This window comes from Amycolatopsis deserti (assembly GCF_014653945.1).
GTDB lineage: Bacteria > Actinomycetota > Actinomycetes > Mycobacteriales > Pseudonocardiaceae > Amycolatopsis_E > Amycolatopsis_E deserti.
Map to the genome: position 1 here is coordinate 285903 of NZ_BNAU01000005.1, position 19780 is coordinate 305682.

Annotated in this window: 21 protein-coding genes; 8 read left to right on the forward strand and 13 right to left on the reverse strand. The window is 73.1% G+C overall.

Going from position 1 to position 19780, the window contains the following annotated elements; all coding sequences use genetic code 11:
• Positions 1–156 precede the first annotated feature (156 nt).
• Positions 157–480 carry a DUF2695 domain-containing protein gene (locus IE290_RS38580; protein WP_191246647.1) on the reverse strand — a complete coding sequence of 108 codons (324 nt, stop codon included), beginning with the start codon at positions 478–480 and terminating at the stop codon, positions 157–159.
• A 321-nt stretch (positions 481–801) separates the two neighbouring features.
• On the opposite strand from IE290_RS38580, the gene IE290_RS22450 reads away from it, so the two are divergent.
• Complete coding sequence (locus tag IE290_RS22450) at positions 802–1230, forward strand: GNAT family N-acetyltransferase (protein ID WP_191246648.1); 429 nt, start codon at positions 802–804, stop codon at positions 1228–1230.
• A gap of 1 nt (position 1231) precedes the next feature.
• On the opposite strand, the gene IE290_RS22455 is transcribed toward IE290_RS22450, so the two are convergent.
• Complete coding sequence (locus IE290_RS22455) at positions 1232–1804, reverse strand: TetR/AcrR family transcriptional regulator (protein ID WP_191246649.1); 573 nt, start codon at positions 1802–1804, stop codon at positions 1232–1234.
• 185 nt (positions 1805–1989) lie between these two features.
• Here IE290_RS22455 and IE290_RS22460 point away from each other — a divergent pair, with 185 nt between their 5' ends.
• Positions 1990–4161 carry an MMPL family transporter gene (locus tag IE290_RS22460; protein WP_191246650.1) on the forward strand — a complete coding sequence of 724 codons (2172 nt, stop codon included), beginning with the start codon at positions 1990–1992 and terminating at the stop codon, positions 4159–4161.
• On the opposite strand, the gene IE290_RS22465 is transcribed toward IE290_RS22460, so the two are convergent.
• From IE290_RS22465 to hisD, 4 genes are read right to left on the reverse strand one after another with little or no spacing between them, the layout of a single operon-like run.
• Entirely contained in the window at positions 4158–4316 is a 159-nt protein-coding gene (locus tag IE290_RS22465; protein ID WP_017984024.1) for a CG2302 family histidine operon protein, read from the reverse strand. The genes IE290_RS22460 and IE290_RS22465 overlap by 4 nt on opposite strands.
• A complete protein-coding gene (gene hisB, locus IE290_RS22470; RefSeq protein WP_094004366.1) occupies positions 4313–4912 on the reverse strand; it encodes an imidazoleglycerol-phosphate dehydratase HisB in 600 nt (199 codons plus the stop codon). The genes IE290_RS22465 and hisB overlap by 4 nt, the downstream gene beginning before the upstream one ends.
• The gene (locus IE290_RS22475) at positions 4909–6006 is read right to left on the reverse strand and encodes a histidinol-phosphate transaminase (protein WP_191246651.1); all 1098 of its coding nucleotides are present in this window, start codon (positions 6004–6006) and stop codon (positions 4909–4911) included. The genes hisB and IE290_RS22475 overlap by 4 nt, the downstream gene beginning before the upstream one ends.
• Positions 6003–7328: a histidinol dehydrogenase gene (hisD, locus tag IE290_RS22480; protein ID WP_191246652.1), complete on the reverse strand. Its 1326-nt coding sequence runs from the start codon at positions 7326–7328 to the stop codon at positions 6003–6005. Before hisD ends, IE290_RS22475 begins: the two co-directional genes overlap by 4 nt.
• A gap of 49 nt (positions 7329–7377) precedes the next feature.
• On the opposite strand from hisD, the gene IE290_RS22485 reads away from it, so the two are divergent.
• Positions 7378–8172, forward strand: a complete 795-nt coding sequence (locus tag IE290_RS22485) for a carbon-nitrogen hydrolase family protein (RefSeq protein WP_191246653.1) — start codon at positions 7378–7380, stop codon at positions 8170–8172.
• Here the strand turns inward: IE290_RS22485 and IE290_RS22490 are convergent.
• Positions 8169–8804 (reverse strand): LuxR C-terminal-related transcriptional regulator, encoded by a 636-nt coding sequence (locus IE290_RS22490; RefSeq protein WP_191246654.1) that lies wholly within the window; start codon positions 8802–8804, stop codon positions 8169–8171. The two genes, IE290_RS22485 and IE290_RS22490, sit on opposite strands and share 4 nt — an antisense overlap.
• Before the next feature lie 84 nt (positions 8805–8888).
• Here IE290_RS22490 and IE290_RS22495 point away from each other — a divergent pair, with 84 nt between their 5' ends.
• The gene (locus IE290_RS22495) at positions 8889–9959 is read left to right on the forward strand and encodes a type VII secretion protein EccE (RefSeq protein ID WP_191246655.1); all 1071 of its coding nucleotides are present in this window, start codon (positions 8889–8891) and stop codon (positions 9957–9959) included.
• Between the two features lie 10 nt (positions 9960–9969).
• On the opposite strand, the gene IE290_RS22500 is transcribed toward IE290_RS22495, so the two are convergent.
• Positions 9970–11010 (reverse strand): ROK family transcriptional regulator, encoded by a 1041-nt coding sequence (locus IE290_RS22500; protein ID WP_191246656.1) that lies wholly within the window; start codon positions 11008–11010, stop codon positions 9970–9972.
• A gap of 97 nt (positions 11011–11107) precedes the next feature.
• Between IE290_RS22500 and IE290_RS22505 the strand changes: the two genes are divergently transcribed.
• The gene (locus IE290_RS22505; RefSeq protein WP_191246657.1) at positions 11108–12229 is read left to right on the forward strand and encodes a dihydrofolate reductase family protein; all 1122 of its coding nucleotides are present in this window, start codon (positions 11108–11110) and stop codon (positions 12227–12229) included.
• Here IE290_RS22505 and IE290_RS38305 read toward each other — a convergent pair.
• The 4 genes from IE290_RS38305 to nadA are packed head-to-tail and all read right to left on the reverse strand — an operon-like array spanning position 12226 to position 17039.
• Entirely contained in the window at positions 12226–13518 is a 1293-nt protein-coding gene (locus IE290_RS38305) for a sensor histidine kinase (RefSeq protein ID WP_191246658.1), read from the reverse strand. The genes IE290_RS22505 and IE290_RS38305 overlap by 4 nt on opposite strands.
• 25 nt (positions 13519–13543) lie before the next feature.
• On the reverse strand, positions 13544–14392 hold the full coding sequence (gene nadC / locus IE290_RS22515) for a carboxylating nicotinate-nucleotide diphosphorylase (protein ID WP_191246659.1): 849 nt from the start codon (positions 14390–14392) through the stop codon (positions 13544–13546).
• Positions 14389–16035: an L-aspartate oxidase gene (locus tag IE290_RS22520; RefSeq protein WP_191246660.1), complete on the reverse strand. Its 1647-nt coding sequence runs from the start codon at positions 16033–16035 to the stop codon at positions 14389–14391. The genes nadC and IE290_RS22520 overlap by 4 nt, the downstream gene beginning before the upstream one ends.
• Positions 16032–17039 (reverse strand): quinolinate synthase NadA, encoded by a 1008-nt coding sequence (gene nadA / locus IE290_RS22525; RefSeq protein WP_191246661.1) that lies wholly within the window; start codon positions 17037–17039, stop codon positions 16032–16034. The genes IE290_RS22520 and nadA overlap by 4 nt, the downstream gene beginning before the upstream one ends.
• Before the next feature lie 110 nt (positions 17040–17149).
• On the opposite strand from nadA, the gene IE290_RS22530 reads away from it, so the two are divergent.
• The 3 genes from IE290_RS22530 (at position 17150) to IE290_RS22540 (ending at position 19039) form a co-directional block, all read left to right on the forward strand.
• A complete protein-coding gene (locus IE290_RS22530) occupies positions 17150–17788 on the forward strand; it encodes an NUDIX hydrolase (protein ID WP_229874654.1) in 639 nt (212 codons plus the stop codon).
• A gap of 33 nt (positions 17789–17821) precedes the next feature.
• The gene (locus IE290_RS22535) at positions 17822–18535 is read left to right on the forward strand and encodes an LON peptidase substrate-binding domain-containing protein (RefSeq protein ID WP_191246663.1); all 714 of its coding nucleotides are present in this window, start codon (positions 17822–17824) and stop codon (positions 18533–18535) included.
• A gap of 243 nt (positions 18536–18778) precedes the next feature.
• Positions 18779–19039, forward strand: a complete 261-nt coding sequence (locus IE290_RS22540; protein WP_308431368.1) for a WhiB family transcriptional regulator — start codon at positions 18779–18781, stop codon at positions 19037–19039.
• Positions 19040–19093: 54 nt separating this feature from the next.
• On the opposite strand, the gene IE290_RS22545 is transcribed toward IE290_RS22540, so the two are convergent.
• On the reverse strand, positions 19094–19690 hold the full coding sequence (locus tag IE290_RS22545) for a DUF2567 domain-containing protein (RefSeq protein ID WP_191246664.1): 597 nt from the start codon (positions 19688–19690) through the stop codon (positions 19094–19096).
• Between the last annotated feature and the right edge of the window lie 90 nt (positions 19691–19780).

A 19780-nucleotide genomic window follows, 5' to 3' on the forward strand; every position in this document is an offset into this window, starting at 1 on the left:
CCTTCGGCGGGCCGAGCGTCTGGACGGCGCGGTGCTGTCGGCCGGTGAGCATCGGGCGCCGCGGCCTGCCGAACGCGACTGCACGACCGACAGCTGATGGGTTGTGTCGGCTGCGGGAGCCTGCCGAAGGCGGCGCCTCAGGCCGGCGAGCCGACATCACCCAGGAGCGTCGGGCGGCGGTCTGCCCCACACCGAGCAGGGCCTTGTCGAGCCGCGGCGTACGCCCGCGCATGGTGGGGGCGCACCGGAGCGTGTCGCGGCTCCGACGGCGGCCGGCACTCCGCAATCGCAACCCACCCCGTGTCTTCGCAATCTCTGGTCCAGCGAAGCCACCCCTGGGGCGCGGGTCGCGCGCCAGCGGTGCGTCCAGCGCAGCGTTCCGTCGCAGCCGAAGTCGGCCAGCAGGCGACTCACGTAGCAGCTCAGGCACTCCCGCTCCTGCGGCTCGGTCCACAGGTCCAGCACATCGGCGTTCGTCATCGAGACCCTCCTTCGGTTCGTGCTCCCTGACTACCAGCGGCCTCCGACAAAAACCTTGCGCTGCCTCACCCGATCGTGCGCAACGCGAAGCAACATGGACGGAAGAACGATCATCCGGGTGTCCCAGCGGCTGTCCCGGCACCTCCGGCACCGGCCCGGCGAAACCGGGCTGTCCCTCGGCCCCGGCGGCTGCGTTCCGGTCACGCCGCCGCGATGACCAGCGACGGCCACCGCTTCCAGGTGAGCGCGAACGGCGTCTGGCTCACCCGACTGGTGCCTCCGCGGTACCTGCACCGCCACTGAACTGAGGACAATGAACGGGTGCGGATCAGGCCAGCCGATGTCACCGACGCCGTCGCCGTGTTCGCCCTGCTCAGCCGGACCGCCGACGGCCGTCCGCCGCAGCGGGCCGCCTTCGACCACCACTACGAGCAGCTCATCGCGGCGATGACCTACGACGACACGGACTTCCTCGTGGCGGACGACAACGGCGAGGTCGTCGGCTACGTGCTGGCCGCCCGGGTCCTGTCGCTGCACGCCAACGGGCCGGTCAGCCAGCTGCTGGAGCTCCTGGTCGCGCCGGAACACCGCGGGCGGGGCGTCGGCGGGATGCTCGTCGACGCGGTCGTGGGGCGGGCTCGGCGCGCCGGGGCCGTCGAGGTGAACGTCGTCGCCCGGCGCATTCCCGGCTACTTCGAGCGGCGCGGCTTCACCGAGACCGCGACCTGCCTGACGCTGCCGCTCTCCTGAATCAACCGCGCCTGCGTGGGCGGCCGAGCAGCTTGCGCCCCACCTCGAGCAGCGATTCGCGCAGGGTGTCGTCGTCGTAGTGCGCCAGGTCGGGCGAACCGCCGGCCAGCGCGATCCCGGCGACGGCCGCGTGCGTGGCGACGACCCGCGCCGGATCGGGGTCGGGCCCGGTCAGGATCGCCATCATCCCGACCATGCAGCTCTCCTTGCCGAAGAAGTGCTTCTCCAGCGCCCGCGCCACCCCGGGGTCGCTCGAAAACAGCGCCACCAGCGCCCGGTGCCGCACCACGAGGTCGACGAACCCGGCCAGCATGTGGTCGATCCGCGCGCCCGGCCTGCGCTCCCGCGCCGCTTCCCCGACGACCGACTCCAGCTCGCGCAACCCCGGCTCGACCACCGCCTCGGTGATCTCGTCCTTGGTCTTGAAGTGGTAGTACACCGCCGCCTTGGTGACGCCCAGTTCGTCGGCGATCATCTGCAGCGATGTTCCCTCGACCCCGTGCGCGGTGAACAGCCGCAATGCCGTGGCCAGCAGGCGCGTTCGGGTGTCTTCGTGTCCGGCCACGGCTGCCATCGACTGGTGAACCTCCTCGTCAGCAGCCGAAGAGTACGCGACTCCAAATCACCCGGCAAACGTTTCAGCCGCTAGCCGTGCGGCTAGTCACACACTAGCCGATCGACTTGGCGCGCCACTTGCCGATCGGCTAGCTTCGAAAGTCACCGGATCGGATGTCACTCGACTGAATTGGAGCCGAGTACGTGGCCACCCTGCTCTACCGCCTAGCCCGGTTTTCGTTCCGCCGGCGCTGGCTCGTCGCGAGCGTCTGGACGGCGATCCTGCTCGTCCTCGGCGGCGGCGCGCTGACGCTGTCCGGCCAGATGTCGAACTCGGTGACCATCCCCGGCACCGAGGCGCAGCAGGCCATCGACCACCTGAAGGACAAGTTCCCGCAGGCGGCGGCGGGCAACGCCACCGCACGCGTCGCGATCGAGGCACCGGACGGGCAGACCCTGGCCGACCCGGCGGCCCGCGCGACCGTCGAGGACCTCGTCGGCAAGCTGAAGAGCGCGCCGGGCGTGGCGGCGGTCGCCGACCCGTACCAGGCCAAGACGGTCACCGAGCGGATCGCGGTAGCCCAGGTGAGCTACAAGGTCCCCGCTCCGGAGGTCACCGACAGCGACCGCGAAGCGCTCAAATCGGCCGCCAACGCGGCCAAGAGCGCCGGTTTCACCGTCGAATTCGGCGGCGACGCGATCCAGGGCGTGCCGGCCACGGAGGCCACCGAGGGCATCGGGGTGATCGTCGCGGCCATCGTCCTGGCGATCACCTTCGGCTCCATCGTCGCCGCCGGGCTGCCGCTGCTGACCGCCCTCATCGGCGTCGGCGTCGGCATGGCGGGCGTGATGACCGTGTCCGGTTTCGTCGACCTGAACTCCAACACCCCGATCCTCGCGCTGATGCTCGGGCTGGCCGTCGGCATCGACTACGCGCTGTTCATCGTCTCCCGCTACCGGCACGAGCTGGCCGAGGGGCACGATCCGGAACTGGCCGCCGGCCGGTCGGTCGGCACCGCCGGCTCGGCGGTGGTGTTCGCCGGCCTGACGGTGATCATCGCCCTGGTCGGGCTCACCGTCGTGGGCATCCCGATCCTCGGCCAGATGGGCATCGCCGCCGCCGCGACCGTCGCCGTCGCGGTCCTCATCGCACTCACCCTGCTGCCCGCGCTGCTCGGGTTCGCCGGCCGCAAGGTGGCCGGCAAACGCGCCCGGCCGAAGCACGACGGCAAGCCCGCGATGGGCGAGCGCTGGGCCCGGTACGTCGGCCGGCACCGCGTTCCGGTGCTGGTGACGGCCGTGGTCGGCCTGCTCGTCGTCGCGATCCCCGCGCTGAGCATGCAGCTCGGCCTGCCCACCGACGCGACGGCCGCGCCCGAGTCGACCCAGCGCAAGGCCTACGACCTGATCAGCAAGGGCTTCGGCGAGGGCACCAACGGCCCGCTGATCGTCGTCATCGACTCCGCGGACGCGCCGGACCCGCGCCTGGCCGCCACCGAGGCCACCGACTCGATCTCCCGCCTGCCGGACGTCGCCGCGGTGACGCAGGCGCAGTTCAACGCCGCGGGCGACACCGCGTTGGTCACCGTGATCCCGAAGAGCGGTCCGAGCAGTGAGGAGACCGAACGGCTCGTCGCGAGCATCCGCGACCAGTCCGACCGGCTCTCCGGCGCCACCGGCGCGAAGCTGTCGGTGACCGGCCAGACCGCGCTGCAGATCGACGTGTCGGAGAAGCTGGCCGGCGCGATGCTGCCCTACCTCGGCCTGATCGTCGGCCTGGCGTTCCTGCTGCTGATGCTGGTGTTCCGGTCGATCATCGTGCCGCTGAAGGCGACGCTGGGCTTCCTCGGCTCGGTGGTGGCGACCTTCGGCGCGGTGGTCGCGGTGTTCCAGTGGGGCTGGCTGACCGACCTGCTCGGCGTGTCCTCGACCGGCCCGATCATGAGCATGCTGCCGATCCTGCTGATCGGCGTGCTGTTCGGCCTCGCGATGGACTACCAGGTGTTCCTGGTGACCCGGATGCGCGAGGACTACGTGCACGGCGCCGACGCCCGCGACGCCGTGGTGAGCGGGTTCAAGCACGGCGCCCGGGTCGTGGTCGCGGCGGCCCTGATCATGATCAGCGTGTTCGCCGGGTTCATCGCGGCGGAGCTGTCGCTGATCCAGTCGATCGGGTTCGCGCTCGCCTTCGGTGTCCTGGTGGACGCGTTCGTGGTGCGCATGACGATCGTGCCCGCGGTGATGTCACTGCTCGGCAAGCACGCGTGGTGGCTGCCGAAGTGGCTGCAGCGCGCGCTGCCGAACGTCGACGTCGAGGGCGAAAGCCTCGCCAAGCACCTCGGCGAGCGTCGCGAACTGGAAGGTGCGCGGAGCTAGCTGACCAGCCAGGCGATCGCGCCGCCGACGGCCAGGAGTGCCGCGACCAGCAACAGCATCGCGAGCACCTTGGCCGTCTTCCACGTGCTGTAGACGCCGCCGACCAGGAAGCCGCCCAGCGCCAGCAGGAGGACGGCGACCAGTTCCTTGCTCACAGAACGCCCTTCGTCGAGGGGATGCCGCCCGCGCGCGGGTCGGGCTCGGTCGCCGCCCGCAGCGCGCGGGCGACGGCCTTGTACTGGGCCTCGGCGATGTGGTGCGGGTCGCGGCCGTGGATGACCCGCACGTGCAGCGCGATCTGCGCGTGGAACGACAGCGAGTCGAACACGTGCCGGGTCAGCACGAACGGGTAGTTCCCGCCGATGGTGAACGTGTTGAACTGCTCCGGCTCGCCGACGTGCACGCAGTACGGGCGGCCGGACACGTCGATCGCGGCGTGGGCCAGCGTCTCGTCCATCGGGATCCACGCGTCGCCGAAGCGGCGGATGCCCGACTTGTCGCCCAGCGCCTGGCGGATCGCCTGGCCCAGCACGATCGCGGTGTCCTCGACCGTGTGGTGCGCGTCGATCTCGATGTCGCCGGTCGCGTCGATCTTCAGGTCGAGCGAGCCGTGCACGCCGAACGAGTTGAGCATGTGGTCGTAGAACGGGACCCCGGTGGACACCTCCACCTGGCCGGTGCCGTCCAGGTCGACCACCACGGTGATCGAGGACTCCTTGGTGGTCCGGGAAACCTTGCCGACGCGGCTCACCGCGGGACCTCCTTGCTCGCCGCCAGGAAGGCGTCGTTCTCCTCCGGGGTGCCGATGGTCACCCGCAGGTGACCCGCGATGCCGACGTCGCGGATCAGCACCCCGTTGTCCACGTAGGCCTGCCAGCTCGCCTTCGCGTCGGCGAAGCGGCCGAACAGGATGAAGTTGGCGTCGCTGGGCACCGGCGTGAAGCCCAGGCCGAGCAGGGCCTCGGCGACCCGCTCACGCTCGGCCGCCAGCTTGGCGACGGTGGCCAGCGTCTCGTCCGCGTGCCGCAGCGCCGCGCGCGCGGCCGCCTGCGTCAGCAGCGACAGGTGGTAGGGCAGCCGCACCAGCTGCAGCGCGTCGATCACCGCCGGGGCGGCCGCGAGGTAACCCAGACGGCCGCCGGCGAAGGCGAACGCCTTGCTCATCGTGCGCGACACGATCAGCTGCGCCGGGTAGGCCTCGATCAGCTCGACCGCACTGCGCTGCGACGAGAACTCCGCGTACGCCTCGTCCACCACGACGATGCCCGGCGCGGCGCGCAGCACCAGCTCCAGCTCGTCGAACGGGATCGAGCCGCCGGTCGGGTTGTTCGGGCTGGTCACGAACACCACGTCCGGCTGGCGCTCGCCGACGATCCGGGCCGCGGCCTCGGTGTCGAGCGTGAAGTCGTCGCGCCGCGGCGTGGGCACCCAGTCGGTGCGCGTGCCGGCCGCGATGATCGGGTGCATCGAGTACGACGGCTCGAACCCCAGCGCGCTGCGGCCGGGACCGCCGAAGGCCTGCAGGATCTGCTGCAGCACCTCGTTGGACCCGTTGGCGGCCCACAGGTTCCGCTCGGTCAGCGGCACGCCCGTCGCGCCCGTCAGGTACGCGGCGAGGTCCTGGCGCAGCGCGATCGCGTCACGGTCCGGGTAGCGGTGCAGACCCGCGGCCACCTCCCGGACGGCTTCGGTGACGTCGTCGACCAGGGCCTGCGGCGGCGGGTACGGGTTTTCGTTCGTGTTGAGCCGGACCGGGACGTCGAGCTGCGGCGCGCCGTAGGGGCTGCGGCCCCGCAGGTCCTCGCGCAGCGGCAGGTCCTCGAGACGGACGTCGTCGGAACTCACTCGGCTCCTCCCGGGAAGCGCGCGGTGACGGCTTCCCCGTGTGCGGGCAGGTCTTCGGCGTTGGCGAGCGCGACGACCTTGCCGGCCACCTCGCGCAGCGCCTGTTCGCTGTAGTCGATGACGTGGATGCCGCGCAGGAAGCTCTGCACGGACAGCCCCGACGAGTGCCGCGCGTAGCCGCCGGTGGGCAGCACGTGGTTCGAGCCCGCGCAGTAGTCGCCGAGCGAAACGGGCGCGTACGGGCCGACGAACACCGCGCCCGCGTTGCGCACCCGGGCCGCGACGGCGCGCGCGTCCGCCGTCTGGATCTCCAGGTGCTCGGCCGCGTAGGCGTCCACCACCCGCAGCCCGTCCTCCACAGTGGACACCAGCACGGTGCCGGACTGCCTGCCGCGCAACGCCTCGCCGATGCGCTCGGTGTGCTTGGTGGCGGCGACCCGGCGGGCCAGCTCCTCGTCGACGGCGTCGGCCAGCTCCACCGAGGTGGTGACCAGCACGCTCGCCGCGAGCGGGTCGTGCTCGGCCTGGCTGACCAGGTCGGCGGCCACGTGCACCGGGTCGGCGGTCTCGTCGGCGAGGATCGCGATCTCCGTCGGGCCCGCCTCGGAGTCGATGCCGATCAGGCCGCGCAGCAGGCGCTTGGCCGCGGTCAGGTAGATGTTGCCGGGGCCGGTGACCAGGTCGACCGGGACCAGCTCGGCGCCGTCGGTGTCGATGCCGCCGTAGGCCAGCAGCGCCACGGCCTGCGCCCCGCCGACCGCCCACACCTCGTCGACGCCCAGCAGCGCCGCGGCGGCCAGGGTCGTCGGGTGCGGCCTGCCACCGAACTCGGCCTGCGGCGGCGAGCACAGCACCAGCGAGCCGACGCCCGCGACCTGCGCCGGGACGACGTTCATCACCACGCTCGACGGGTACACCGCCAGCCCGCCGGGGGCGTAGAGGCCGACGCGCTCGACCGGCACCCAGCGCTCGGTGACCGTGCCGCCGTCGACGACCGTCGTGGTCACGTCGGCGCGGCGCTGGTCGGCGTGCACCTTGCGGGCGCGGGCGATCGCCTCCTCCAGCGCGGCGCGCACGGCCGGGTCCAGGGTGGTCAGCGCGGCCTCGATCTCGGCGCGCGGCACGCGGACGCTGGACGGGCGCACGCGGTCGAACCGCTCGGTGTACTCCAGGACCGCCTCGACCCCGCGCTCGCGGACCGCCTCGACCACCGGGCGGACCTGATGCAGCGCCGCGTCCACGTCGATCTCGGCACGCGGGAGCGTGGCTCGGAGTTCGGTGGCGGACGGCACGCGTCCACGCAGGTCGATGCGGTTCAACATGGGTCTAGGGTACGAGTTGGAACGTTGACGACGACCAGGGAGGTAGCCGGTGCTCCGGATCGGCTTGTGCCAGCTCACATCGAGTGCCGACCCCGCGGAGAACCTCGCCCCGATCCGCGAGGGCGTGGCGCGCGCGGCGGGCGACGGGGCGCGGGTCGTGGTGTTCCCGGAGGCGGCGATGGCGCGGTTCGGCGTGCCGCTCGGGCCGGTGGCGGAACCGCTGGACGGGCCGTGGGCGAAGTCGGTGTCCGCGATCGCCGACGAGCACGGCGTGCTGGTGGTGGCCGGGATGTTCACCCCGTCGGCGGACGGCCGGGTGCGCAACACGCTGCTCATCACCGGGCTCGGGCACCACCTCGGCTACGACAAGATCCACCTCTACGACGCGTTCGGCTTCCGCGAATCCGACACGGTCGCGCCGGGCACCTCGCCGGTGACCGTCGAGGTCGACGGGGTCACGCTGGGCTTCGCGACCTGCTACGACGTGCGGTTCCCGGAGCTGTTCCGCGCGCTGGCCGACCGGGGCGCGTCCGCCGTCGTGCTGCCGACGTCGTGGGGCGCGGGCGAGGGCAAGCGGGACCAGTGGGAGGTGCTGGTGCGGGCGCGGGCGCTCGACTCCGGCTGCTGGGTGCTGGGCTGCGGCCAGGCCGACCCGGCGGCGTCCGGGGTCGAGGTGAACCCGAAGGCGCCGACGGGCATCGGGTACTCGACGGTGGCGGACGGGTTCGGGCGCGTGCACGCGCAGCTGGGCGCCGGGCCGGAGTCGGTGGTCGTGGACATCGACCCCGAGGTCGCGGAGAAGGCCCGCAACGCCACGGGGGCGCTCGCCAACCGGCGGCTCTAGGCCATCCCCTCTTCGATCGCCAGGCGCGTGAGTTCCGGGCGCCGGCGACGTCCGGTCTTGTCGCGGATCCGGTCCAGGTACGAGCGCACGGTCCGGACGCTGATCGACATGGCCTCGGCGATGTCGGCGTCCCGCTCGCCCGCCGCGACCAGCGACAACACCTGCCGCTCCCGGTCGGACAGCACGCTGCCCACCCCGGCCCGCGGGCGCGTCGAGTCGAGCAGGTAGGACGCCAGCGTCGGCGAGACGTAGGAGTTCCCGGCGGCGATCTCGCGGATCGCGTGCAGGATGTCGTCGCCGTCGGCGTCCTTCGACAGGTAGCCGCGGGCGCCGGCGGAGATGGCGCCCAGCACCTCGTCCTGGCCCGCGTGCGCGGACACCACCAGCACCTTGTGCCCCATCCGCACGACCTCCTGCACGGCCTGCGAATCGGTCACCCCGCGCAGCTTGAGGTCCAGCACGACGACGCACCCGGCCGGTTCCTGACTGCTCGCGAAGGCGGCGACGGACTCGGCGACGGGCCCCAGCTCGATGTCCCGCGCCTCGGACAGCACGTTCGCCACCGCGTACCGGTACAGCGGGTGGTCCTCGATCACGCCGACCCGGATGGGCCCGCCCTCGTTCGCGGCCATGGGACCTCACTCCCTGTGGGCATTTTTCCCGGCAGCGAATACCGGTTCCCCGTTTATTCTGTACCAGGAACAAGGAGAAGCGAGTTGACCGCTGCCGACGCGGGGGTCTCCGCCGGTGGCGGGACCGCACCCGACGCACCCCGGACCCGCCGGTTCACCGTGGCGCCGTTCCTGCTGCCCATCGGCTTCGCCCAGATCGCGATCTGGGAGTCCGCCCTGGTCGCGACGCTGCTCGCGGTCCAAGACGTGCTGCCGGCGAAGGTCGTGGTGACCGTGCTGGCGCTGCTGGTGATCGCCGCGACGTCCGTCCGGTTCGCGGGACGCCACCTGGCCGGCTGGGCCCTGACGTGGGTGTCGTACCGGTTGCTGCAGCACGACGAACGCCGCCAGGCCGCCGATCCGCTGCGTGTCCTCGCCCACGACTTCCGGTTGCGGCAGCACGTCGACCGCGCCGGGAACCGCTTCGGCGTGGCCGGGGTCGGCGACGGCTGGACGACGGTGATCCGGCTGCGCGACGGCGTCGAGCCCGACGTCCCGAAGGTGCTGGACCTGCTGCGCGCGGCGTGCGACAACCCGGAGATCCCGCTGGCCGGAGCCCAGCTGGTGGTGCGGACCAGCTTCGGCGAGCGGACGTTCCTGGTCGCCGTGCGGTACCGGCCGAGCGAGGCGCCGCTGGCCGCGCTGGCCCGGGGCGGCGGGGAGGCCGGCGAGCTGCGGGCGACGACCCGCGCGGCGCTGGCGCTGATGGGCGCGCTCGCCAAGGCCGGGTACGGCAGCACGCTGCTGGAGGCCGGCGAGCTGGCGACCGAGCTGCGCGCCACCGTCGGGACGGACTCGCCGGCGCCGGTGACGGACGGCTGGCGGTCGTGGTCGGCGGGCGGCACCGCCCAGGCCGGGTTCGCGCCGCTGACCCGCGAGGACGTGCCCGTGCTGCTGACGTCGACGGCCCGCGGCGCGGCGCTGACGGTGACCTCGTACACGTTGCGGCGCAACCACTTCGGGCGGCTCGTGGACGAGGTCACGCTGCGCCTGGCCCGCTCCGCCGGCACGCGGCGGCCGCCCCGGGCCCGTGATCTGGACGTGCCGGTGGTGCCGCTGTACGGCAGGCACGCCGCCGCCGTGCGGCGCACGCTGCCGCTCGCCCTGCCGCACTGATCGCGCGGTTCTAGGCCATCAGCGGCGTCGGGTCGGCGAAGACGTCCGCCAGCACGCCCGTGCACGCGGCGACCGCCTGGACGTCCGGGCCGAACCGGGTGACCGTCACCAGATCGGTCCCGGGCAGCGCGGTCGTCGCCGCGAAGGCGTGCAGCAGGGTCGCCAGGTGCTCCGGCGCGTCGGTGATGTTCTGGCCGCCGAGGACGACCTGGTCCGGGTTGACGATGTCGCGCAGCATGGCGACCGCCCGGCCCATGGTCGCGGCGCGTTCGGCCAGCGCGCCCCGGTCGGTCTGGTCGTTGATCGTCGCCTCGAGGCAGCCGGTCCGGCCGCACCCGCAGCGCACGTCACCGCCCACCGGCAGGTGCGCGACCGTGCCGGCCTGACCGGGGCCGCGGTGCAGGACGCCGTCGACGACGAGCGCGGTGCCGACGACCTGCCGGGCGTAGAAGTACAGCAGGCTGGGGTACTGCTTGCCCTCGCCGAACAGCAGCTCGGCGTGCGCCATCGCGGGCACGTGACCGTCGACGTGCACCGGCAGTCCCGTCCCGCGCGCCAGCACGGCCTGGGCGGGGGCGCGGTGCCAGCCGAGCCGGTCGTGGGTGATCAGGCCGCGGGCGATGTCGACCTGGCCGCCGGTGGCGAGCCCGAGCCCGATGATCCGCCGCTCTCGCCAGCGGCGCAGGAACGCGCGCACCTTCGCGGCGAGGAACGCCAGGCCGTCCTCGGCGCTGCCGCGCGGGGTCGGGATCTTCTCGCTGCCGACGAGCCGCCCCCGCAGGTCGACGATGCCGAACGTGGTGGTGCGGACGCCGATGTGCACGCCGCACGCGGCCAGGACGCTGTCGTCGATGTCGACCGGCACGCGGGGCCGCCCGACGGCGCCGGCGCGGGCCAGGTCCGGCGCGTCCCGCACCAGTCGCGCCTCGGCGAGCGCGGCGACCTGGCGGCTGACCGTCGGCATGCTCAGCGACGTCAGCTCGGCGATCGCGGCACGCGACAGCGGGCCCTCGCGCCGGATCGCGCCGAGCACCGCGGCGGCGTTCGACACTGCGCACCCCCAGACGGCCAGTTTGTTCCACCGTGCACGAAACTAGCCGAGCCCGTCAAAGCGGCCCGCCATCCGGGACGGTGGCAGACTCCGGGGAGTGAGCACGCGCCCGTACGTCCTCGCCTCCGCGGCGGTGTCCCTGGACGGCTACCTCGACGACACCAGCGACCAGCGGCTCCTGCTGTCCAACGAGGAGGACTTCGCGCGCGTGGACGACGTGCGCGCCGGGGTGGACGCGATCCTGGTCGGGGCGGGCACGATCCGCACCGACAACCCGCGGCTGCTGGTGCGGTCCGGGCGCGGGAACCCGGCGAAGGTCACGATCACCGAGAGCGGCGACCTCGACCCGTCGGCGAACTTCTTCACCACCGGTGAGGTCGAGAAGCTGGTGTACACCTCCGCCGCGGCGGTGCCGAAGGTGCGCGAGCGGCTGGGCGCGGTGGCGACGGTGGTCGACGGTGGGGACCCGCTGGACCTGCGGCACGTGCTGGCGGACCTCGCCGGGCGCGGCGTCGGGCGGCTGATGGTCGAGGGCGGCGGGGCGATCCACACGCTGTTCCTCACCGCGGGCGTGGTGGACGAGCTGCACCTTGCGGTCGCGCCGGTGTTCGTCGGCGAGGCGACGGCGCCGCGGTTCGTCGGCCCCGGCCGGTTCCCGCCCGGACGGCTGCAGCTGACCGAGACGTGCCGCATCGGCGATGTCGTGTTCATGCGCTACCACCTGGGCCAGGCGGCGCGCGACCACAGCCGGCTCCGGGAGGCGATCGCGCTGGCGGAGAACTGCCCGCCGTCGACGACGTTCCGGGTTGGCGCGATCGTGGTGAACGCTGACGACGAGGTGCTCGCCACCGGCTACTCGGGCGAGACCGACCCGCACGACCACGCGGAGGAAGTCGCGATCGCCAAACTGGGCGGTGCGGACCTCACCGGGGCGACGATCTACTCGTCGCTGGAGCCGTGCAGCTCACGGGCGTCGCGGGCGGTGTCGTGCACGCAGCACATCCTGAACGCCGGGATCCCGCGGGTGGTGTTCGCCTGGCGGGAGCCGAACCTGTTCGTGGACTGCGTGGGAGCGGAAACACTGCGCGCGGCCGGCCGCGAGGTGCGCGAACTGCCCGACCTGGCGGACCTCGTGAAGGCGACGAACGCGCACCTGCCGTTCGAGGATCAGACGCTGTTCCCTCCGGAGGGACCGGCACCCGGCACCGCAACGACCTAGCGCGGCACCCACAACGTCACCCGCGTACCGTGGCCCGGTTTCGAGTCGATCCGGCACCAGCCGCCGGCTTCGGTCAGGCGGGCCGTCATCGACTCGCTCACGCCGAAGCCCGCTGGGCGGGCGTCCTCGTCGTAGCCGACGCCGTGGTCCCGGATCACCACGGCTATTCCACCGTCGTGCTCGGCGAGGCGCATCACGACCTCCCGGGTGCCCGCGTGCTTAAGCGTGTTGCGCAGCGCCTCGCGAGCCGCGTCGCGGACCGCGGCTCGTCGCGCCTCCGTCAGGGTGTCGTCGGCCAGGTCGGACAGCGCCAGCTGCGCCCGCAGCCCCTCGCGCGCCATCTCCGTCGCCAGCCCGGTCAGCTCCGCCGCCAACCCCTGACCGCCGCCTTGATCGCCACCGGCCGGCGTACCCAGCCCCCGCCGCAGCTCGGCCGCCTGCGCCCGGGCCTGCGCGCGCATCCGGTCCAGCTCGACGGCCGGATCCCCGCCCCGGTGCATCGCCATCGCTTCGAGCGCCTGCAGCACCGTGTCGTGCAGCGCCCGTTCGGTCCGCGACCGCTCCCCGGCCACCCCGAGCCGCATCCCGATCGCCAGCGCCAGCCGCGTCGCCACGCCCAGCAGCACCAGCGTCCCGGCCGCCGTCACCACCGCGACCAGCATCGTCCCGGTGCCGCTGACCAGCGGCGGCACCCACATCGACAGCTGCCCGCCGAGCGCGAGCAACCCCACCTGGAACGGCACCCCGAGCGCCACCAGCGCGAGCCCGGCCGGCACGCCCCGGCACATCGTCCACAGGCCGACCGTCCCGGTGAGGTTCAGGAACGGCACCCACGCCGCCGCCCAGTACAGCTCCGCCGGGGCCGTCGCGCTGACCGCCACGCCAGCCCCGACCGCTAACACCAGATCGGCCGCCAGCAGCCACGCCGTGGCGCGCCCGCTGCGGTCCGGCACGCGCAGCACCCACACCAGACCGGCCAGGTTCCCCAGCACACCGGCCCACGCCACCACCGTCGCGGAGAACACGAACCCGTGCGCGGCCACCAGCCACACCCACGCGATCGGCAGGACCCCGATCCGGTAGACCAGCGGCAGCAGCACCGCGTACCGGGTCGCGCGCACCATCAGCGAGGAGCGCGGCCCGTCGGTGCTGCTCGCCGCGACGGCGCCCATCCGCTTCAGCGCGGACACCGGCTCCGGATCGTCGATCTCCTCCGGCAGCTCGCGCGGCGTGGACGCCAGCACCCCCGCCCCCTTGCTGAGCAAGGCGAGCAGGAAGTTGGCAGCCATCCCCCGATCCTAAGCCGGGAAACGGTCAGCGGAGGTCCATCCCGAGGTCGAGCGCCGGCGAGGAGTGCGTCAGCGCCCCGACCGCCAGGTAGTCCACACCGGTTTCGGCGTAGGCCCGCGCGTTCGCCAGCCGCAGCCCGCCGGAGGCCTCCAGCCGGGTCTTCGGCGACAGCTCGTCCTTGCGGCGCACGGCCTCCGCGCACTGCTCGGGCGTGAAGTTGTCCAGCAGCACCTCGTCGGCACCCGCCGCGAGGGCCTCGTCGAGCTGCTCCAGCGTGTCGACCTCGACCTCGCACGCCAGCTCCGGCGCGTGCTCCCGGGCCGCCGCCAGCGCGGCGGTGACCGACCCGGCGGCCACCACGTGGTTGTCCTTGATCAGCACCGCGTCGCCGAGGCCCATCCGGTGGTTCACGCCACCGCCGCACCGCACCGCGTACTTCTCCAGCAGCCGCAGGCCGGGCAACGTCTTGCGGGAGTCCCGGATCGCGCACCCGGTACCGTCCACAGCGGACACCCACGCGGCCGTCGCGGTCGCGACACCGGACAGGTGGCACAGCAGGTTCAGCGCCGTCCGTTCGGCGGTGAGCAGCCCGCGCACCGGCCCGCGCACGACCAGCGCGGGCTTGCCCGCGACCAGCCGGCTGCCGTCCTCAAGCCGGTCGAGCACCTCGTAACCGCTGCCGAGCACGGCGTCGAACACCGCGAGCGCGACCGGCACCCCGGCGAGCGTGCCGTCCACGCGCGGGGTGATCTCCGCGGTCGCGGTCGCGCTCTCCGGCACCGTCGCGGCCGTGGTCGCGTCCGGCCCGTACCGCAGGTCCTCCGCCAGCGCGGTCTCCACGACGCGGCGGGCGTCCTCCAGGTCCAGGGTCATGCCACTTCCTCCGTGCGGACGGGGTCGGCCAGCACCGGCTGACCCGAGGGGTTCAACCTGATCAGCTGGCTGCGCTGCCACGTGACGTCGTCCCGCTCGGGGTGGTCGCCGCGGACGTGGCAGCCGCGCGACTCGGTGCGCCGCGCCGCCGCGGCCAGCAACGCCTGCGCCACCAGGGTGAGCGACGCGTTCTCGACGTCGGCGTGCGTCCGCAGTGGACCGTCCGAAGTCGACAAATCGAGGACGGAACCGGCCACGGCCAGCCCCTCGGCGTCCCGCCCGATCGCCGCGTACCGGCTCATCGCACGCTGCAACGCGTCCCGCTCGGCGATCCGCACCCGCCCCCACGCGGGCGCCGACGCCTGCTTCGGGTCGCCCAGCAGGCCCGCGGCCAGGTCGGCGGCCACCGCCTCGGCCGCCGCGGCGCCGGTGACCAGCCCCTCCAGCAGGCTGTTGGACGCCAGCCGGTTCGCGCCGTGCAGCCCGGTCCGCGCGACCTCGCCGGCCGCGTACAGCCCGGCGACACCGGTGCGGCCGTCGGTTCCGGCCACGATCCCGCCGCACGCGAAGTGCGCCGCCGGGGTCACCGGGATCGGGTCACGCACCGGGTCGACGCCGATCGCGCGGCACGCCGCGAAGACCGTCGGGAACCGCTTCGCGAACCCGGGCACGCCGGTGGCGTCGAGGAACACGTGGTCGTCGATCCCGCCCGGCGCCGCGAGGAGCCGTCGCGTGATCGCGCCGGACACCACGTCGCGCGGCGCCAGGTCGCCCAGCGGGTGCACACCGCGCATGACCGACGCGCCCGCGCCGTCAACGAGCACCGCGCCCTCGCCGCGCACGGCCTCGGTGACCAGCGGGCAGCGCCCGCGCGCGCCCGGCGTGTACAGCACGGTCGGGTGGAACTGCACGAACTCCAGATCGGCCGCCGCCGCCCCGGCCCGCAGGCCGAGCGCGACCCCGTCGCCGGTGGCGATCTCCGGGTTCGACGTGGCCTGGTAGAGCTGGCCCATCCCGCCGGTGGCGAGCAGCACCGCGGGCGCCCGCAGCACACCCGGCCGGCCCTCCGGGTCGAGCACTGTCACCCCGGCGACGTCCCCGCGCGGCGTCCGCAACGCGTCGACCGCGATGTGCCGCTCCAGCACGGGCAGCCGGCGGCCGGTGGCTTCGGCGACGAGCGTGCGCTCGACCTCGGCCCCGGTCGCGTCGCCGCCGGCGTGGATGACGCGGAACGCGCTGTGCCCGCCCTCCCGGGCGCGGGCGAGCAGCCCGGACGCGCCCGGGTCGAACCGCGCGCCCACCGACCGCAGCCAGGACACCGCGCGCGGGCCGTCGGCGAGGATCGCCGCGACCGCGTCGGCGTCGCAGAGCCCGGCGCCGGCGATCAGCGTGTCCTCGGTGTGCCGCGCGACGGAGTCACCCTCGTCGTGCTGGTCCTCCAGCACCACGGCGACGCCGCCCTGGGCCCAGCGCGTGTTGCCGTCCTCGACCGCCGCCTTGGTCACCACCAGCACCCGCAGGCCGAGCTCCTGCGCGCGGATCGCCGCGGTCAGCCCGGCCACGCCGGTGCCGAGCACGACCAGATCGGCCCGCGCCTCCCAGCACGTGGTTTTCGTCTGATCGTCGATAACCGGGCCGGTCATTCGCCGCCGCCGGGCTGCCCGATCTCGATCATCCGCTGCACCGAGGCGCGCGCCCGGGCGGCGGTCTCGGGGTCGACGTGCACCTCGTCGGCGCCCTCGCGCAACGCGCGCAGCAGGGCGGCCGGGGTGATCATCTTCATGTACGCGCACGACGCGCGGTCGTTCACCGCGCGGAAGTCGATGCCCGGCGCGGCCTTGCGCAGCTGGTGCAGCATGCCGATCTCGGTGGCCACCAGCACCGACTTCGCCTTCGTGGCACGGGCTTCGTGCACCATGTCCCCAGTGGACAGGATCTTCACCTTGTCCGCGGGCACCGCGCCCTCGCCGGCCAGGTACAGCGCCGAGGTGGCGCAGCCGCACTCGGGGTGGATGAACAGGTCCGCGTCCGGGTTCGCGGCGGCGCGCTCGGCCAGCTCGGGACCGTTGATCCCGGCGTGCACGTGGCACTCGCCCGCCCAGATGTGCATGTTCTCGCGTCCGGTCTTGCGCTTGACGTGCGCGCCAAGGAACTGGTCCGGGCAGAACAGGACCTCGCGGTCGGCCGGGATCGAGGCCACCACGTCGACCGCGTTGGACGACGTGCAACAGATGTCCGTCTCCGCCTTGACCTCCGCGGTGGTGTTCACATAGGACACCACGACCGCGCCGGGGTGCTGCGCCTTCCACTCGCGCAGCTGGGCGCCGGTGATGGAGTCGGCGAGCGAGCAGCCGGCGCGCGCGTCCGGGATCAGCACCGTCTTCTCCGGCGAGAGGATCTTCGCGGTCTCGGCCATGAAGTGCACGCCGCAGAACACGATGGTCGACGCGTCGCTCGCGGCGGCGATCCGGGACAGCGCGAGGGAGTCCCCGGTGTGGTCGGCGATGTCCTGGATCGCCGGAGCCTGGTAGTTGTGCGCCAGCAGCACGGCATCCCGCTCCCGCGCCAGCTTGCGCACCTCTTCCGCCCACGCCTCGTCCGGCTCCACGCCACCGTACGGGGTCAGGTCCACAGTCGCTGCAGTCATCGGCCCTCCTGGACCAGTCGCTGGTTTTCGCCTTACAATCGAAAACCGTGCGAAGTCATATTAACAGCAGCGCCCCCCTGGCACACGAGGTTTTGGCGGCGGTATTGCAGGTGCGTTACGCCACACTGCAGGTGTTGCTCTGGCGCCGGGCGCTGGATCCGCACGTGGGGCGCTGGTCACTGCCCGGCGGGCGGCTGCGGCCGGACGAGGACGTGGAGACCTCGATCCGCCGCCAGCTCGCGGAGAAGGTGGACATCCGGCAGCTGAGCCACGTCGAGCAGCTCGCCGTGTTCAGCGCCCCGGACCGGGTGCCCGGCCCGCGCGTGGTCGCCACGGCGTTCCTCGGCCTGGTCCCCTCCGACGTCGACCCCGAGGTCCCGGAGGACACCCGCTGGCACCCGGTGGACGACCTGCCGCGCACCGCCTTCGACCACCGCGACATCGTGCTGCGCGCCCGCGACCGGCTGCGCTCCAAGCTGTCCTACACCAACGTCGGCTTCGCGCTCGCCCCGCGCGAGTTCACCATCTCGGCCCTGCGCGAGCTGTATTCGGCGGCGCTGGGTTACAAGGTCGACGCCACCAACCTGCAGCGGGTGCTGTCCCGGCGCGGCCTGCTCTCCCCCACCGGGCACACCGCGCCGCCGGGCCGCAGCGGGGGGCGGCCGGCCGCGTTGTTCTCCTTCCCGGGGAAGGGCATCCAGGTGACGGACCCCTTCGCGGTGTTCCGTCCGCCGCCCAAACGACGTTGAGCGAGAACCACCGGATCGACGTACCGTGTAGCCGTGGATGCGGAGCGGCAGGACAGTGCGACACGGACCATCCCCCTGTTCCCGCTGCAAACCGTCCTCCTGCCGGGCGCGACCCTACCCCTGCACCTGTTCGAGCCGCGGTACCGGCAGCTCGCGGTCGACCTGCTCACCGGCACGGTGCCGGACCGCCGGTTCGGGATCGTCGCCATCCGGACCTCCGCCGTGCGTGAGGTGGAGGACCTCGACCACGTCCACCCGATCGGCTGCGCGGCGCTGCTCGGGGACAGCGAACGGCTGCCCGACGGCCGGTTCGACATCATCACGCGCGGCGAGCGCCGCTTCCGCGTCCTGGACATCGACACCAGCCGCGCGCCCTACCTGGTCGGGACCATCGAATGGGTCGACGACGCGCCGGTGCCGCCGACGGCCGGGCGAGCGGTGGAGGGCCTGCGGGACGCGGCGCTGTCCGCGCACGCCGTCTACTGCGACGCGGCCTGGCACCGCGACTCGTGGGCGACGCCGGAACCGGAGGTCGGGCCGGGCCCGCTGTCCTACCTGCTCGCCGCCGACTGCCTGCTGCCGCTGGCCGACCGGCAGCAGCTGCTCGAGGAGACCCAGCCGCTGCGCCGGCTGCGGATGGTCAGCCGCATGCTGCGCCGCGAGGCCGGATTCCTGACGAAGCTGCGCGCGGTGCCGGCGCCCCCGCCCGAACTGATCCAGCTGGGCCTGCCCGCCAGCCTGAACTGAGACGCTGGCCACAACGTTTTCGCAGGTGGCCGGGAACATGGATCTTCCTGGTACCGTTGGACCTTCGGCGCTGGCAACAGCCCTTGCCACCAGCCCGCCGGATCAAGGTGATTGATCCGAGCCCGGCGTGGCAACCCCAGATACCGCGGCAAGAACCAGATGGGCCCTTTCGCGTGCTCATCGCCCTTGCTGGTGCCTGGAGCGCCCAGCTGAAACGAAACGCAGGAAAGGAGGCGGCACGCCATGAGCCGCGACGTGATCGACTGGCGTACGAGTGCCGCCTGCCGGGACGAGGACCCTGAGCTGTTCTTCCCCGTGTCCGAAATGGGCCCGGGCGCCCGGCAGGTCGCACGGGCCAAGGCGGTGTGCGCGAGCTGTCCGGTGCGCGCCGAATGCTTGGCCTACGCACTGGACTCCGGTCTCGACAACGGCATCTTCGGCGGCACGACCGAGGGCGAGCGGCGGAGCCTGATCCGCTCGCGCCGTCGCGCCGAGGCGGCCTGAGACACGCAGACGGCCGGGTTTCCCGTACTGGGGAACCCGGCCGTTCGCGTTTTCTCAGCCCAGCCTGCGGCCCAGGTCGTCGCGGCCGTTCCAGCCCGCGAGCAGGCCGTAGGCCAGCGCGGTGCCCAGTGGCTGGGCCACCAGGACCCACATCGACTCCACACGCGGAGCGCGCTCGATCACCTCGCCGACGTTCGGCGTGGTGGTGACCGCGTAGGCGCTGTTGGCGAAGGCCACACCCATCTGGACGCCGAGCCAGGCGGCGAGCAGGCCGCCGAGCACCGCGGCGATCATGATCACCGGCCCGCGCCGCTCCCGCAGCATCCACACGGCGACCCCGGTGACCACGCCGGCGCCCAGGCCGAGCAGCGTGTAGATCGCGAGGTCGTCGAAGCGGTGCCAGCTCTCCAGTTGCAGCGGGATCAGCTGGCCGCCGTCGAACACGCGCACCCGCTCGGGTGGCGCGAGCAGCGACCAGACCCACCCCAGCGGGATGCCGAGCACGCCGATCAGCGACAGCAGGCTGACCGCGGGCAGCAGGTCGGCCTTCACGACCACCCGCGGCCGCGGCGGCCGTCGGGTGAACAGCACAGCGGACAGCTCCGGGCCGGGGGCTCCCGGCCTGGCCTGCACCGGCGACGAGTCGGCCACCGCACCCCTTCCGTTCCCGCGTGATCCGCCGGGACGAGATTAGCCGGTCTGCCCGCTCGTGTACGCACCGTGTCGGGCGCGTCGCCGGAT

Bases quoted from the DNA above. Each gene is read 5' to 3' on its own strand.
- IE290_RS22455 (WP_191246649.1), bottom strand. From the start codon at position 1,804: ATGGCAGCCGTGGCCGGACACGAAGACACCCGAACGCGCCTGCTGGCC.
- IE290_RS22540 (WP_308431368.1), top strand. From the start codon at position 18,779: ATGAGCCGCGACGTGATCGACTGGCGTACGAGTGCCGCCTGCCGGGAC.
- nadC (WP_191246659.1), bottom strand. From the start codon at position 14,392: ATGACCCTGGACCTGGAGGACGCCCGCCGCGTCGTGGAGACCGCGCTG.
- nadA (WP_191246661.1), bottom strand. From the start codon at position 17,039: ATGACTGCAGCGACTGTGGACCTGACCCCGTACGGTGGCGTGGAGCCG.
- IE290_RS22490 (WP_191246654.1), bottom strand. From the start codon at position 8,804: ATGGCCGCGAACGAGGGCGGGCCCATCCGGGTCGGCGTGATCGAGGAC.
- hisD (WP_191246652.1), bottom strand. From the start codon at position 7,328: ATGTTGAACCGCATCGACCTGCGTGGACGCGTGCCGTCCGCCACCGAA.
- IE290_RS38305 (WP_191246658.1), bottom strand. From the start codon at position 13,518: ATGGCTGCCAACTTCCTGCTCGCCTTGCTCAGCAAGGGGGCGGGGGTG.
- IE290_RS22520 (WP_191246660.1), bottom strand. From the start codon at position 16,035: ATGACCGGCCCGGTTATCGACGATCAGACGAAAACCACGTGCTGGGAG.
- IE290_RS38580 (WP_191246647.1), bottom strand. From the start codon at position 480: ATGACGAACGCCGATGTGCTGGACCTGTGGACCGAGCCGCAGGAGCGG.